Annotated in this window: 11 protein-coding genes; 6 read left to right on the forward strand and 5 right to left on the reverse strand. The window is 70.8% G+C overall.

From position 1 onward, the window contains the following. The 6 genes from ACWD4B_RS32360 to ACWD4B_RS32385 form a co-directional block, all read left to right on the forward strand. On the forward strand, nucleotides 1-2,076 hold a 2,076-nt coding region (locus ACWD4B_RS32360), incomplete at its 5' end, for a condensation domain-containing protein (RefSeq protein WP_451424109.1). 50 nt (nucleotides 2,077-2,126) lie between these two features. After that, nucleotides 2,127-3,107 (forward strand): TauD/TfdA family dioxygenase, encoded by a 981-nt coding sequence (locus ACWD4B_RS32365; protein ID WP_451424110.1) that lies wholly within the window; start codon nucleotides 2,127-2,129, stop codon nucleotides 3,105-3,107. A gap of 97 nt (nucleotides 3,108-3,204) precedes the next feature. Next, nucleotides 3,205-4,416, forward strand: coding sequence for an MFS transporter (locus ACWD4B_RS32370; RefSeq protein ID WP_451424111.1), 1,212 nt, complete (start codon nucleotides 3,205-3,207; stop codon nucleotides 4,414-4,416). 22 nt (nucleotides 4,417-4,438) lie between these two features. Continuing rightward, nucleotides 4,439-5,614, forward strand: a complete 1,176-nt coding sequence (locus ACWD4B_RS32375; protein ID WP_451424112.1) for a cytochrome P450 — start codon at nucleotides 4,439-4,441, stop codon at nucleotides 5,612-5,614. A gap of 117 nt (nucleotides 5,615-5,731) precedes the next feature. Beyond that, nucleotides 5,732-6,511, forward strand: a complete 780-nt coding sequence (locus tag ACWD4B_RS32380; protein ID WP_451424113.1) for a winged helix-turn-helix domain-containing protein — start codon at nucleotides 5,732-5,734, stop codon at nucleotides 6,509-6,511. Between the two features lie 84 nt (nucleotides 6,512-6,595). After that, a complete protein-coding gene (locus ACWD4B_RS32385) occupies nucleotides 6,596-7,336 on the forward strand; it encodes a thioesterase II family protein (RefSeq protein ID WP_451424114.1) in 741 nt (246 codons plus the stop codon). On the opposite strand, the gene ACWD4B_RS32390 is transcribed toward ACWD4B_RS32385, so the two are convergent. Genes ACWD4B_RS32390 through ACWD4B_RS32410 form a run of 5 tightly spaced genes read right to left on the reverse strand, consistent with a single transcriptional unit; the run spans nucleotide 7,329 to nucleotide 14,053 of the window. Beyond that, entirely contained in the window at nucleotides 7,329-8,840 is a 1,512-nt protein-coding gene (locus ACWD4B_RS32390; RefSeq protein ID WP_451424115.1) for an MFS transporter, read from the reverse strand. The genes ACWD4B_RS32385 and ACWD4B_RS32390 overlap by 8 nt on opposite strands. Beyond that, nucleotides 8,837-10,618 carry an IucA/IucC family protein gene (locus ACWD4B_RS32395; protein WP_451424116.1) on the reverse strand — a complete coding sequence of 594 codons (1,782 nt, stop codon included), beginning with the start codon at nucleotides 10,616-10,618 and terminating at the stop codon, nucleotides 8,837-8,839. Before ACWD4B_RS32395 ends, ACWD4B_RS32390 begins: the two co-directional genes overlap by 4 nt. Next, nucleotides 10,615-11,202 carry a GNAT family N-acetyltransferase gene (locus tag ACWD4B_RS32400; RefSeq protein WP_451424117.1) on the reverse strand — a complete coding sequence of 196 codons (588 nt, stop codon included), beginning with the start codon at nucleotides 11,200-11,202 and terminating at the stop codon, nucleotides 10,615-10,617. Before ACWD4B_RS32400 ends, ACWD4B_RS32395 begins: the two co-directional genes overlap by 4 nt. Then, nucleotides 11,199-12,497: a lysine N(6)-hydroxylase/L-ornithine N(5)-oxygenase family protein gene (locus ACWD4B_RS32405; RefSeq protein WP_451424118.1), complete on the reverse strand. Its 1,299-nt coding sequence runs from the start codon at nucleotides 12,495-12,497 to the stop codon at nucleotides 11,199-11,201. Before ACWD4B_RS32405 ends, ACWD4B_RS32400 begins: the two co-directional genes overlap by 4 nt. Before the next feature lie 38 nt (nucleotides 12,498-12,535). Beyond that, nucleotides 12,536-14,053, reverse strand: coding sequence for a pyridoxal phosphate-dependent decarboxylase family protein (locus tag ACWD4B_RS32410; protein ID WP_451424119.1), 1,518 nt, complete (start codon nucleotides 14,051-14,053; stop codon nucleotides 12,536-12,538). Between the last annotated feature and the right edge of the window lie 234 nt (nucleotides 14,054-14,287).

The following is a 14,287-nucleotide window of genomic DNA, read 5'->3' on the forward strand; positions in this document are numbered from 1 at the left end:
TACCTGCTGGACGAGCGGGGCGAGCCGGTCCCGATCGGTGTGCCGGGCGAGATGTACGTCGCCGGTGGCGGTCTGGCGCGTGGCTATCTGCACCGCCCGGAGCTGACCGAGGAGCGCTTCCCGGCGAATCCGTTCGGTGAGCCGGGGGAGCGGATGTACCGCTCGGGCGATGTGGCCCGTTGGCGTGCGGACGGCACGCTGGAGTATCTGGGGCGTGCGGACGACCAGGTCAAGATCCGTGGATTCCGCATCGAGCTCGGCGAGATCGAGACCGTCCTGGTCGCCCACCCGCACATCGACGAGGCCGTGGTCGTCGCCCACAAGGGCGCGGACGGGCATCGCCGCCTGGTCGCCTACGTGGTCTCCGGCGAGGAACTGTCCACCGGTGAACTGCGCGCGTACCTGGGCGAGGTGCTGCCGGACTACATGGTCCCGGCGGTGTTCGTCGCCCTGGAGCGGCTGCCGCTGACCCCGAGCGGCAAGGTGGACCGGCGCTCGCTGCCGGAGCCGGAGGTCCAGGCCGAGCAGTTGGGCAGCGAGTACGTGGCGCCGCGTACGGAGATCGAAGAGGCCTTGGCGGGCGTGTGGTCCGAGGTGCTCGGTGTGGAGAAGGTCGGCGTCCACGACAACTTCTTCGATCTGGGCGGCGATTCGATCCTGTCGATCCAGGTCGTCTCGCGGGCCCGGCAGGCGGGACTCCGCCTGACCTCCAAGCTGATGTTCGCCCATCAGTCGGTGGCGGCCCTGGCCGGTGCGGTGGAGTGGGACGAGGCCGCCGTCGCGGTGCAGGACACCGTGTCCGGCACGGTCGAACTGACCCCGATCCAGCGCTGGTTCTTCGCCGGGCATGATCGGAACCCGGACCACTACGCCATGTCGCTCCACGTCGAACTGGCGCCGGAGACGGAAGCTGTTCTGCTGGAGCGCGCCCTGTCGGCCGTGGTCGCGCACCACGACGCGCTGCGGATGCGGTACCGCCACGAGGACGGGCAGTGGGTGCAGGAGTACGGCTCGGCACCCGAAGGCCTGCTGACGGTGGGGGAGTCGGACGAGGCGGCGTCGGCGGCCCAGCGGGCGCTGAACCTGGCCTCGGGCGAACTGGTCAAGGGTGTCTTCTTCCCGGCCCGGGACGGGGGCGCGCCGCGCCTCTTCCTGGCCGTGCACCACATCGTCATGGACGGGGTGTCGTGGCGGGTGGTCCTGGAGGACCTGGCCACGGCCTATGGGCAGTTGGCGGAGGGCCGTCCGGTGGATCTGGGTGCGAAGACCTCCAGCTACCAGCTGTGGGCCGAGCGTCTGTCCGGCCACGTCCGATCCGGCGGGCTGGACGACGAACTCGCCTACTGGCAGGGCGTGGACGGCACCCGCGAGATCCCGGTCGACGGCACGGAGCCCAACACCTACGGCGGCACCGAGACCGTCTCCGTCCAACTGGGCCGCGAGGAGACCGAGGCGCTGCTGCACCAGGTCCCGGCCGTCTTCCGTACCCAGATCAACGATGTGCTGCTGGCGGCGCTGGGCCGGGTGCTGGGCGACTGGGCGGGTGCCCCGGTCACCATCGCCCTGGAGGGCCATGGCCGTGAGGAGTTGTTCGACGATGTCGATCTGTCCCGCACGGTCGGCTGGTTCACCACCATCTACCCGGTGACCCTGGACGTCCCCGAGGGCGACTGGTCGCGTGCGCTGAAGTCCGTCAAGAGCAGGCTGCGCAAGCTGCCCGGCCGTGGTCTGGGCTACGGCGCGCTGCGTCACCTCTCCGCGCCCGATGGCCCTGGCCGGGTGCTGGGCGGGCAGGAGCAGCCGCGGATCAGCTTCAACTACCTGGGTCAGTGGGACGGCACCACCAGCCAGGACGGTCTCGTCCGTGGCCGGCTGGACGGGCTCGGCAGCGATCAGGCGCCCGGCCAGGGCCGTCCGCACCTGATCGACATCGTGGCGGCGGTGAGCGAGGGCGAGCTGCGGATCGAGTGGATCCACTCGCCCGGCAACCACACGACCGCCACCGTCGAACGCCTCGCCGCCCGACTCCTCGACGCCCTGCGCGAGATCGCCGTGCGGACGCAGTCCGGCCGCTAGCCGTGCGGCGCCGCTCTCTTCTTCGAATTTCTCCCGGAAAGGTTCTTCCCGTGGGTCGCTACGTCCTGAACGACACGGAAAAGTCAGAGGTCGCGCAGATCACCGACGCCTTCTTGGCGCGCAATACCGTCTGGGACTGGCTGGGGTACGCGGAGGAGGTCAGGGTCGAGGCCGAGAACCTCCCCGTCGGGCTGCGGAAGTTCCTGGTGGCCGAGCGCGCCGCCGAGGACGCCGTCATCACGGTGGCGAACCTCCCGGTGAGCGAGGACCTCGTGCCGACCCCGCCGAGCTGGCAGACGGCGGAGAAGGAGGGGGCGGCCCGGCGCGAGGAGCTCGTCCTCCTGCTCGTCGCCTCCGTCCTGGGCGACCCGTTCGCCTGGACCAACCAGCAGAACGGGCGCCTCGTCCACGACGTCTGCCCTTCCAAGGGCCAGGAGGCGTCGCTGACCAGCGCGAGCAGCGAGGTCCAGCTCACGCTGCACACCGAGGACGTCTTCCACACCTGCCGCGGCGACTACGTGGCGCTGATGTGCCTGCGCAACCCGGACGCGGTGGGCACCACGGTGGCCCGCGTGGACGCCGTGGACTTCCCCGAGCCGGTCCGCGAGGTGCTCCACCGCGACCGCTTCCGCTTCTACCCGGACGACTCGCACGTCGAGGCGGCCATGCGCGAGGCGGGCGGGGCGGTCGCCCTCGACGAGCGACCGCACGAGGTGTCCTCGGTGCTCTTCGGCCCGGAGGAGGACCCCTACCTGCGGATCGACGCGGACTTCACCAGCCCGCTGCCCGGCGACCCGGAGGCCGAGCGGGCCCTGGACGACGCGGCCGGCCGGCTGGAGGCGGCGACCGAGGCCGTCGTGCTCAACCCGGGGGAGGCCGTCTTCCTCGACAACTACCGGGTCATCCACGGCCGGAGCGTCTTCACCCCGCGCTACGACGGCACCGACCGGTGGCTCAAGCGCACCAGCATGGTCCGCGACCTGCGCCGTACGTACGTGCACACGCGCTCGCGCTCCCGCGTCCTGGGCTGAACCACCCGCGCCCCCGCCCCTGTTGCCCCCGCCGACGAACGAAGGAGAAGCCGTGGCCCGTCCGCAATCGGGTAAGGCCAGTTTCACCTTGCTGTGGATGAGCCAGACCCTCAGCGAATTCGCCTACAGCACCTCGGTGATCGTGCTGCCGCTGCTCGTCCTCACCGTGACCGGGTCGCCGTCCCGGGCGGGTGTCATCGGGTTCGTCGACGCCGTGGCCATGTTCCTGACGGGGCTGCCGGCCGGAGCGGTCGCCGACCGCTACGACCGCAGAGCGGTCATGCTCGGGTGCGAGGCCGCGCAGATCCTGGTGTTCGGGTACCTGACGCTCTCCCTGTGGACGGGGGCCCCGTCCATGGCCGGGCTCGTCCTGCTGGCGCTGGTGAACGGGGCGGCCACGGCGATGATGCTGGCGGCGGGCGAGGCGCTGCTGCCGACGCTCGTCCCCGAGGAGAAGCTGTCGGGAGCGGTGGCGCTCAACTCGGCGCGCACCTACGCGGGGCAGCTCGGCGGCACCTCGGCGGGCGGCTTCCTGCTCGCGCTCAAGAACGCCTTCCCGTTCGCCGCCGGCTGCCTGGCCCACGTGCTCGGCTTCGTGCTGCTGCTGTTCATGAGGCCGCCGTCGTCCGGTCCCCGCACGTCGTACAAGGGGAAGCTGTCACGGGAGTTGAGCCAGGGGATCCGCTGGATCGTCCGGCACCCCTTCCTCCGGCTGAGCCTGCTGTACGCCACGGCGACGAACCTGTTCTTCGGCATGATCTATTTCATCGTCATCGCCTCGGCGAAGACGAGCGGGATGAGCTCCGGCCTCATCGGGATGATGGCGGCCCTGCTCGGGGTCGGCGGGCTGCTGGGCGCGCTGGCGGCGCCCGTGCTGCAGCGGGTGCTCACCGGCTCGCGCGCCGTCTTCACCGTGCTGTGGGTGTTCGCGGTGCTCACCGTGGCGATGGCGCTCGCTCCCGGCGGCTACGTGCCCGGGATCCTGCTCGGCGCCATCGCCTTCGCCGCCCCGACCGCCAACACGGCCATCACCACCCACCAGTTGCTGCTCACGCCGGATGCCCAGCGCGGGCGGGTGATGAGCGTCGTCAACGTCGTCAGCGGCGCGGGCGGGGCGATCGCCCCGCTGGCCGGCGGCATCCTCTTCGGCCTCGCCGGCCGGTCCGCCGGACTGCTCTCGTGTGCGGGCGTGGTGGCGGCCCTCGCGCTGTCGGCGGTGCTCAGCCCGACCATGCGCGGCTTCCGGGCACCGGCGCCGGCGGAGACGCCGGCCGAGCCCGCCGGGGAAGCCGTCTCCGCCCTCAAATGACGTAGAAAGAAAGGTATTCACCATGGATCTGGGAAATCCGGATCTCTACACCACCGAGGACCGCTTCGCCATGTGGCGGGAGTACGTCGCCGCGGATGCGAAGGTGTGGAGCGAACCCGGCGTCTCGCCCAACGGCTTCTGGTCGGTCTTCTCGCACCAGGACGTCAGTGCGGTGCTCTCCCCCAAAGCGCCGTTCACCTCCGAGCACGGCATGATGATCGGTTTCGACGCGCAGAAGCCCGACAACGCGGGCGGCCGCATGCTGGTGGTCTCCGAAGGAAAGTGGCACTCGACGCTCAAGCGGCTCGTCGGCCCCTTCCTCTCCCGGCTGCGGGCGCCGGAGCTGGAATCCGTTCTGCAGCGCGAGGCCAAGGAGATCGTCGAGCGGATGAAGTCCGCCGGCACCACGGATGTCGCGCTGGAGGTCGGCCCCCGGCTGCCCGCCGCGATTGTCTGCGAGGTCATCGGGGTTCCGCTGAGCGACCGGCCGCGGCTGATCGAACTCACCAACCACGCCTTCGGCGGCGAGGAGGGTTCGTTCAACAAGATGACGCCCGCCGAAGCGCACATGGAAATTCTGTTTTATTTCCATGAATTGATCGAGGAGCGGACGACGAACCCGGGGGACGACCTGGTCAGCGCGCTGCTCGCGGACGGCCGGCTGAGCACCGACGACGTCCTCATGAACTGCGACAACGTGCTGATCGGCGGCAACGAGACCACCCGGCACTCCATCACCGGCGTCTTCCACGCCCTGCACGCCTTCCCGGAGGCCCTGGACGCACTGCGGGAGGACCCCGGACTGCTCGACACCGCGGTCGAGGAGGTGGTCCGCTGGACCTCGCCCGCCATGCACGTGCTGCGCGTCGCCACCGAGGACTTCGCGGTCGGCGAGCAGGAGATCCGCAAGGGCGACCCGGTCGTGGCCTGGCTCTCGGCGGCCAACCGCGACGAGCGGCTCTTCCCCGACCCGGACGCCTTCCGGCCCGGCCGCAGGCCCAACCGCCATCTCGGTTTCGGAATCGGGCCGCACCATTGCCTGGGCGCCGCGCTCGCCCGTATCGAGCTCCGCGAACTGGTGCAACTGCTGGCCCAGGAAGTGAAGTCCGTGCAGTTGAACACTGAACCTACGTGGATGCGTTCCAACCTGGTACAGGGCTACAGCAGCCTCCCCGTGACAATGGAATGGCGGAGCTGACCCCTGCCCGCATTCGGACCTCCCGCACCCGTTGGGTAAGATCGCCGACGATCGCACGGGGGTGGGAATTTGGTCGGCATACGGCTTTCGGTCGAGGACCTGGCGCGCATTCGCGTCATGAACATGCAGGGTCCTGCGGTCGAGTCATATTTTGCGTGGCAGCGCTACACGGAGCCGCAGCGCGATGTGTTCGGGGAGTGGCGGAAGAAAACCAGGGACCGGCTGCGCCGGCAGCCGTCGGCGGGCGGCGCTCCGGAATCCCCGCAGAATCTGGCGGAGGCGCTGGAGCAATTCTCCGCCACGGCCGGGGAATACGAGGGAAACGCCTTCTACGCGGCGGCCGTCCGGCCCTACTGGAAGCGGATCGCGATCGGTCTGGAAAAAGAGCGCACCGCGCGGGGCCGGGACGTCCTGGAGGGCGGGATGGCGTGCGCGCTGAACCGGATCCACCCCGCCGTCCGCTGGGAGGCGCCGGTGCTGCACGTCGCCGACGACGGCCCCGACCGCGAGGTGGAACTGCTGGGACGGGGGCTCGTGTTAGTGCCCTCGTTCTTCGCCCGGCAGCCCCGGATCCTCGACCCCGCCCCGGGCGGGGACGGTGCGCTGCTCCTCGTCTACAACGTCGCGCAGGACGCCGCCACGGTCGCGTCCTTGTGGCAGGACCAGCCCGCCGACTCGGCGCTGCCGCCGCTGCTGGGACGCACGCGCGCGGACGTCATGGAATGCCTCCGCATGACCGGCACCACCGGTGAGATCGCACGCCGCCTGCGCATCTCCAACCCCGCGGTGAGCCAGCACATCGGAGTGCTGCGCCGGGCGGGACTCGTGGCGACGGAACGAAGACACAACGCGGCGGTGCATATCCTCACCCCACTGGGCGAGGCGGTTCTGGGCTAGCGGATTCGAGCCCCGAAGGGGCGCGGGGAACTGCGCGAGCAACCAAGGACGGCCCGCAGCCGAAGAACCTCGGAAAGGAACCCCTTGTCGACGAAGTCACCCTGGCTGGTAACCCCCCGGCCCAACGAGGCAGCCCCCCGCCGCCTCGTCTGCTTCCCCCACGCCGGCGGAAGCGCCAGCTTCTACCGCACCTGGGCGCAGCACCTGGACCCGGCAGCGGTCGAGCTGCAGATCGTGCAGTACCCGGGCCGCGAGAGCCGGATCGCCGAACCGCTCGTCGGCTCCATGGAGGAGCTGGCCCCCGCCGTGGCGGAGGTACTGCGGGCGGAGGCCGGCCGTGAGACGGTCCTCTTCGGCCACAGCATGGGCGCGGCGGTCGCCTACGAGGTCCTGCGCATCCTGGAGGCGCAGCAGGTGCCGCACGTGACCCGGCTCTGCGTATCGGGCCGCAGGCTGTCCGGGTTCCCCGCGGAGGCCGCGGCCGGGCCCCTCACGGACACCGGGCTCATCGCCTCGATGAACGCGCTCGGCGGCACGCAGACCGCGGTCCTGGAGGACCCGGACCTGCGCGCGATGGTGCTCCCCATCATCCGCAACGACTACCACCTGATCGACACCTACCGGCCGGACCCCGCCGCCGCCCCGGTCGCCGCGGAGGTCGTCGCCCTGACCGGCGACGCCGACCCCCGGGTCGACGCGGTGCAGATGAAGGAGTGGGCCGGAGTCACCACCGGCGCCTTCGCCGTGCACGTCTTCCCGGGCGGCCACTTCTACCTCGCCGACCACGCCGCGGAGCTGGTGCGGATCGCCACCGCGCTCAGCTGACCCCCGTCTCTCCCCGCTCCGCCCGCCACAGCAGCAGCGCCGCCACGCATCCGCCCAGCAGTACGGCCGCCGCGCCGGCCAGTTGGGCGGTGCGGACGGCCGAGGCGAAGGCGTCGACGACGGCCGTGCGGTCCGCCTCCGTGGGGGCCGCGGCCCGGGCCGCGGGGAGGGAGGCGGCACCTGCGGCGGCGGCCGGGAGGAGGGCGGTGAAGCGGGAGTTCATGACGGCGCCCAGGACGGCGACGCCCAGGCTGTTGCCGACCTCGGTCATGGTGCCGTCGACGCCCGCGCCCGCGCCCGCCTTGTCCTGGGGGATGGCGCTCATGACCGCCTCGACGATGGCGGGGTTGGCGAGGGCGCAGCCCGCGCCCATGAGGAGCAGGCCGAGCAGCAGGGCGGGGTAGGCGTCGGTCGTCAGGCAGGCGACCACGGCGAAGCCGGCCGCGAGCAGGGCCATGCCCGCCGCGATGGACACCGGCCGGCCCAGGCGCGCGCCCACGCGGGCGGCGACGCCCGTGAAGTTGAGGGCCACGATGGTGAGGGCGAACGGCACCATGCGCAGGCCCGCCTCCAGCGGGGTGTGGCCGCGGACGAACTGCAGCTGCTGGGTGAGCAGATAGAGCACGCCGCTGCTGCCGAAGGTGATGAGGACGACGCCCGAGACCGCTCCGACGAACCTCCGGTCGCGGAAGAAGTGCAGGTCGAGCATGGGGTGCCGGACCCGGCGTTCCCACAGCACGAAGGCGGTCAGGGCGAGTGCGGCCGCCGCGGCCGGTACGAGCACCCCGGCCGAGCCCCAGCCCGACTCGGGCACCTGGATGATCGCGTAGACGAGCGCGGTCATGCCGGCGGCCGAGAGGAGGGCGCCGGGCAGGTCGGGCGGGCCGCCGCCCGGGTTCTTCGACTCCGGGACGAGGATCTTGACGGCGACCAGGCCGACGACCACGACCGGCAGGTTGAGCAGGAAGAGCGAGCCCCACCAGAAGTGGGCCAGCATCAGCCCGCCGATCGGCGGCCCGGCGGCGAAGCCGAGGGCGCTCACCGCGCTCCAGATGCCGATGGCCCGGGGGCGCTCCTCGGCGTCGAAGACCTGCATGACGACGGCCAGGGTGGTCGTCAGCAGCAGGGCCCCGCCGATGCCCATGCCGCCGCGGGCGGCGATCAACTGGGCGGTGGAACCGGCGAGTCCGGCCGCCAGGGAACCGGCGCCGAAGAGCGCGAGCCCCGCCATCAGCAGCCGTTTGCGCCCGTAGCGGTCCGCTGCGCTGCCCGCGGCCAGCAACAGGCCGGCCTGGACGAGCGAGTAGGCGTTGATGACCCACTGGATGTCGGCGTTGGCCGCGCCCAGCTCCCGGGAGAGGGAGGGGATCGCCACGTTCAGGACGGTGTTGTCGAGCATCACGACGAGCTGCGCGAGGCAGATCACCGCGAGGATCAGCCACCGGGCCGGGAGCCGGTGCGCGGCTCCCGGCCCGGTGGCCGTGGCGGACGTGGTCGGCGTCACGGGGCGAAGGGGGCGATCGGGTTGCGGAGGGTGCCGACGAACTGGAGCGCCGCCGACGGGTCCGAGAGGTCGACCATCTGCTGGTTGTTGCGCAGCTGGAGCCGGTTGAGGCAGGACAGCGCGAACTCCTCGGTGAAGATGTCGAACCGCTCGAACTTCTCCGCGAGATGCGGGACGGACTCCCGGTAGGCGGTGACGCACTCGGCGACCGTCCGCCAGAAGGCCTCCTCGCCGAGGACCTCCGCCTCCGCCAGGCCTGCGCTCAGGAAGCGGAAGAAGCAGTCGAAGACGTCGGTGAAGATCGAGAGGAGCCGCTCCTCCTCGGGGATGGCGGCCTGCACGCGCCGGACCTGCTCGGGCAGTTCCGCCTCCGGGTCCATGACGACGATCTCCTCGGCGATGTCCTTGAAGATCACCCGCTCGACCGTGCCGCTGTCGTCGAGCACCATGATGACGTTCTCGCCGTGCGGCATGAAGGCCAGGTCGTAGGCGTAGAAGCTGTGCAGCAGCGGGACCAGGTAGGCGTCCAGGTAGCGGCGCAGCCACACCTCGGGGGCCAGGCCCGACTGTTCGATCAGCGCGGCCGCGAAGGAGCGGCCCTCGGCGTCGGTGTGCAGCAGCGAGGCCATGGTGGCCGGGCGCCGGCCGGGCTCCAGGTCCCGGACGGGGCTCTCGCGCCACAGGGCGGCGAGCATCTTGCGGTAGGGGGAGTACCGGTCGGTGGCGGCCTCGTACTGGCGGTGGCGGTAGCCGATCGCGGCCCGCTCGCGGATGATCGTCAGGCCGGTCCGGGCGAACACCTCGTCGGCGGCGACGAGGTCCGCCAGCCAGTCGTTGATGGCCGGGGTCGCCTCCATGTAGGCGGCGGACAGGCCGCGCATGAAGCCCATGTTGAGAACGGAGAGTGCCGTCTTCACGTAGTGCTTCTGCGGTGCGCTGGTGTTGAAGAAGGTGCGGATCGACTGCTGCGCGAGGTACTCGTCGTCGCCCGGGCCGAGCAGGACGAGGCGCTGCGCGGCGACCTCGGAGGCGAAGGTCACCGACAGCTTGTTCCACCACTGCCAGGGGTGGACGGGCAGCAGCAGGTAGGCGTCCGGGTCGAGGCCGAGCCCGGTGAGGGTCTGGGTGAAGCGGGCGAGGGTCTCCTCGCCGAGTTCCTCGCGCATCAGCCGGCCGTAGTCGATGTCGGCGGCCGAGGTGAACGTGGTGTGGTCGCGGTGCGCGGCCAGCCAGATCAGCCGGACCGGGCTCGCGGCCTCGGGGGCGTACGCGTGGAACTCGTGCACGCCGAAGCCCAGCCGCCCGTTGTTGGCGACGAAGCACGGGTGGCCCTCGGTCATGTTCGTCTCGACCGTCTGGAAGTCGGCCTTGGCCAGCTCCGCCGCCGTGATCTGCGGCTTGGCGGCCTTGTAGGCGGAGCCCGACAGGGTCGAGCTGATCTCCTCCAGGTAGACCGGGAGGATCTGGTCGCTCAGGCCGAGCGTGCCGCGCATCTCGATGCAGAAGTCGACGGCGTCGAGCGGCAGTTCGTCGCCCTCACGGTGCCGGCTGATGCTGTCGGTGTCGATCTGCCAGTGGTCGAGCGTCCGCAGGCGGGCGGTGAAGCGGTACTCCACGCTGCCGTCGTCGCTGCGGACTGTGTACCGGCCGTCGTCCAGCAACTCCGGTGCGAACAGCCGCTCGTGGGCGAACTCGGCGAGCGCCTTGCGGACCAGTTGCCGGTTGGCGCGGTCCCAGTGGGCGGGGGTCAGATGGGCGATGGCGTCGTGCGGGTTCACTGCGCGGCTCCTCGGGTCACTGCGGCCTCGAACTGCTCCCGGGTGCAGAAGCTCAGCAGCGCGTCCTTCTCGGGCTTGGCGATGGTGGCGGCGGGCTCGAAGCCGACGGCCAGGTTGAGCCCGTGCACGGCCGTGTTGCGGACGTCGGGCTCGACGACCACGCGCCGGTGGGCGGGGTCGGCGAAGAGCCACGCCATCACCGTGGTGATCACGGCGCGGGTGAAGCCGTGCACCGGGGTGTCGGCCGGCGCGCACAGGAAGTGCATGCCGATGTCGCCCTCCTGCGGCTCGTACAGGCCGACGAGCTCGGCGCGGGCGGGGTCGTAGCGCTCGACGAGGAAGCAGGGGGTGCCGTCGACGAGGCCGACGAAGGCGTCGTGGTGCGGACTGTCGACGATCTTGCGGTACTCGTGGGCGACCGTGGCCACGTCCGCGTCCTGCATCATCCAGTACGCGGCCTTGGGGTGCGTCACCCAGGGGTGCAGCAGGGCGGCGTCGGCCTCGGGGTCGAGGGGGCGCAGGGCGAAGGTGCCGATGCGGTCGTCGGTGCGGGAGAACTCGGGGAAGGCAGCGGTCGCGGTCACGCCAGGTCCCCCTGCGGTGCGCCGAACTCCTGGAAGGCGATGGACTTCTCGACCGGGTAGACGTCGCGGCCGAGCAGCTCGCGGAGGATCCAGGAGTTGCGGTAGGGGCCCATGCCCAGGTCGGGGGAGGTGACGCTGTGGGCGTGGGTGGCGGCGTTCTGCAGGAAGATGCCGCGGCCGGTGGTGTCGATGCTGTAGTTGCGGGCGACGTCGAAGCGGCCGTGGCGGTCCCAGCGGATGCGGTCGTGGACCGGCTCCAGGAAGGCGGGGACGCGGTAGCGGTAGCCGGTGGCCAGGACCAGGCCCTGGGTGGCGAGGGTGAAGTCCCGCTCCTGCTCGGCGTGGTGGAGGCCGAGCGTGTAGGTGCCGCTCTCCGCGTCGTACGAGGCGGTGTCGAGGGCGGTGTTGGTGAGCAGCCGGGTGGGGACCGGGCCGCGCAGGCTCTTCTGGTAGAGCAGGTCGTAGATGTTGTTGATGAGGTCCGCGTCGATGCCCTTGAACAGGCCCTTCTGCTCGGCCTCCAGGCGGTAGCGGGTGTCCTCCGGGAGGGCGTGGAAGTAGTCCACGTACTCGGGGGAGGTCATCTCCAGGGTGAGCTTGGTGTACTCGAGCGGGAAGAACCGCGGGGAGCGGGTGACCCAGTTGAGCCGGTAGCCGTGGGTGTCGGTGTCCGCCAGCAGGTCGTAGTAGATCTCGGCGGCGCTCTGGCCGCTGCCGACGACGGTGATGCTGTCCTTCGTCTGCAGGTTCGCCTTGGCGTCCAGGTAGCCGGAGTTGTGGATCAGGTCGCCGCCCAGGCCCTCGCAGGCCTCGGGGACGAACGGCGGGGTGCCGGTGCCCAGGACGAGGTGCCGGGCCTGGTGGCGAACCGTTTCTCCGGTGCTGGCCACGGTCGAGTGGACGGTGTAGAGGCCCTCGGACTCGTCGTACTCGACGGAGGTGACCTCGTGGCCGAAGCGGACGTTGTCGAGCTTGGCGGCGGCCCAGCGGCAGTAGTCGTTGTACTCGCTGCGGACCGGGTAGAAGATCTCGCGGATGTAGAAGGAGTACAGCCGGCCCGATTCCTTCAGGTAGTTGAGGAAGGAGTACGGGGAGGTGGGGTCGGCCAGCGTGACGAGGTCGGCCATGAAGGGCGTCTGCAGCGTGGCGAAGTCCAGCAGCATCCCCGGGTGCCAGTCGAACTCCGGCTTGCTCTCCAGGAAGAGGCCGTCGAGTTCGTCGAGGGGTTCGGTCAGACAGGCGAGGCCCAGGTTGTAGGGGCCGAGTCCGATCGCGATGAAGTCATGGGTGGACATGCGTGGTCTCTCGTACTGGGGGGAGGGGGGCGGGGTGTTCAGCCGGCCTTGCGGCGCAGCTCGGGGTCGGACTTCTCGTCGACGAACCGTCCCGCGTGCTCGGCGAGCAGTTCCAGGACGTGCGCGATGTCGTCCAGCGACGTCTCGGGGTTGAGCAGGGTGAACTTCAGGTAGTGGCGGCCGTCGACCTTGGTGCCGGCCACGACGGCGTCGCCGGAGGCGGCGATGGCCTCGCGGGCGTAGAGGTTGGCGTCGTCGGCCAGTTCGCGCTCGGGGCCGGCCGGGGGCAGGTAGCGGAAGACGACGGTGCTCAGCTGCGACTTGGTGACGACCTCGAAGCGGGGGTCGTCGGCCAGCAGGTCGTAGGCCTGGGCGGCGCGGTCCACGACCTCGTCGAAGAGCGAGCCGATCGCGTCGGCGCCCATGATGCGCAGGGTCAGCCAGAGTTTGAGGGCGTCGAAGCGGCGCGTGGTCTGGATGCTCTTGTCGACCTGGTTGGGGATGCGCTGCTCGGCCATGCGGGCCGGGTTGAGGTAGTCCGCGTAGTAGGTCGCGTGCCGCAGCACGGAGCCGTCGCGGACCAGGACGGCGCTCGAACTGACCGGCTGGAAGAACGACTTGTGGAAGTCCACGGTGACGGAGTCGGCGCGCTCGATGCCGTCGAGCAGGTGACGCCGGGTGGGGGAGGCCAGCAGGCCGCAGCCGTACGCGGCATCCACGTGGAACCAGGCGCCGGCCCAGGAGCACAGGTCGGCGATGCGGGGCAGCGGGTCGATGGAGCCGAAGTCGGTGGTGCCGGCCGTGGCGACGACGGCCATGACCACGAGGTCCTCGGTGCGGCAGCGCTCGAGCTCGCGGGCGAGCGCGGCGGGCCGCATGCGCCGGTCCTGGTCGGTCTCGACGGCGATGACGGCGTCCATGCCGAGGCCGAGCATCTTCGCGGACTTCTGGACGCTGAAGTGGCCCGCCTCGGAGGCGAGGATGCGCAGCCGGGGGAGGAAGTCGTGTTTGGAGAGCGTTTTCCCGGCGTACGCGGCCGCGGCGGCGGCCTTGGCGAAGGCCTCCTCGCGGGCGAGCAGCAGGGCCTGGAAGTTGGACTGGCTGCCGCCGCTGGTGAACACGCCGTCGGCGTCCTCGCCGAGGCCGATGCGCCCGGCCGTCCAGTCGATCAGCCGGCGCTCGATGAGGGTGCCGCCCGCGCTCTGGTCCCAGGTGTCCAGCGAGGAGTTGACGGCCGTGAGGACGGCCTCGCCGAGCAGGGCGGGGATGACGACCGGGCAGTTGAGGTGCGCCAGGTACCGGGGGTGGTGGAAGTAGACCGCGTCGCGCAGGTAGACGCTCTCCAGCTCGTCGAGGGCCGCGGCGGGGTCGCTCAGCGGCCGCTCCAGGTCGATCCCGGCTATCTCGGGGGTCAGTTGGTCCGGGGTGACGCCGGAGAACGGGCGCTCGGTGCGGGCGATCCGGGTGGCGACGCGTTCGACTCCGTCGGTCAGGGAGCGCCGGTAGTGGTCGACGTTGCGGTCGTTGAACAGGTGCGAACGCCCCTGGAAACTCATGGTCAGTCCTCAACGGTTCGTCGGGCTGGCTGAACTTAGGCAAGCCTAACCTAAGTTGATCCCGATGGGGTAACCGCACGTAAGACCCGGCCCCGTCAGGGCCGCGCCCCGTAAGGGGCGCGGGGAACTGCGCGAGCAACCACGACGCACCCGCAGTCGAGGTACCCGGGGCTTCGCCCCGGACCCCAAGGTGGTGCGTCGGCTGCAGGCCGTCGGTGGCTGGTCGCGCAGTTC

This window comes from Streptomyces sp. NPDC002536, from assembly GCF_053594995.1.

What these genes read in the sequence shown, in the direction of transcription:
- ACWD4B_RS32405 (WP_451424118.1), bottom strand. Translation starts at nt 12,497, where the DNA reads ATGTCCACCCATGACTTCATCGCGATCGGACTCGGCCCCTACAACCTG.
- ACWD4B_RS32410 (WP_451424119.1), bottom strand. Translation starts at nt 14,053, where the DNA reads ATGAGTTTCCAGGGGCGTTCGCACCTGTTCAACGACCGCAACGTCGAC.
- ACWD4B_RS32380 (WP_451424113.1), top strand. Translation starts at nt 5,732, where the DNA reads ATGAACATGCAGGGTCCTGCGGTCGAGTCATATTTTGCGTGGCAGCGC.
- ACWD4B_RS32370 (WP_451424111.1), top strand. Translation starts at nt 3,205, where the DNA reads ATGAGCCAGACCCTCAGCGAATTCGCCTACAGCACCTCGGTGATCGTG.
- ACWD4B_RS32375 (WP_451424112.1), top strand. Translation starts at nt 4,439, where the DNA reads ATGGATCTGGGAAATCCGGATCTCTACACCACCGAGGACCGCTTCGCC.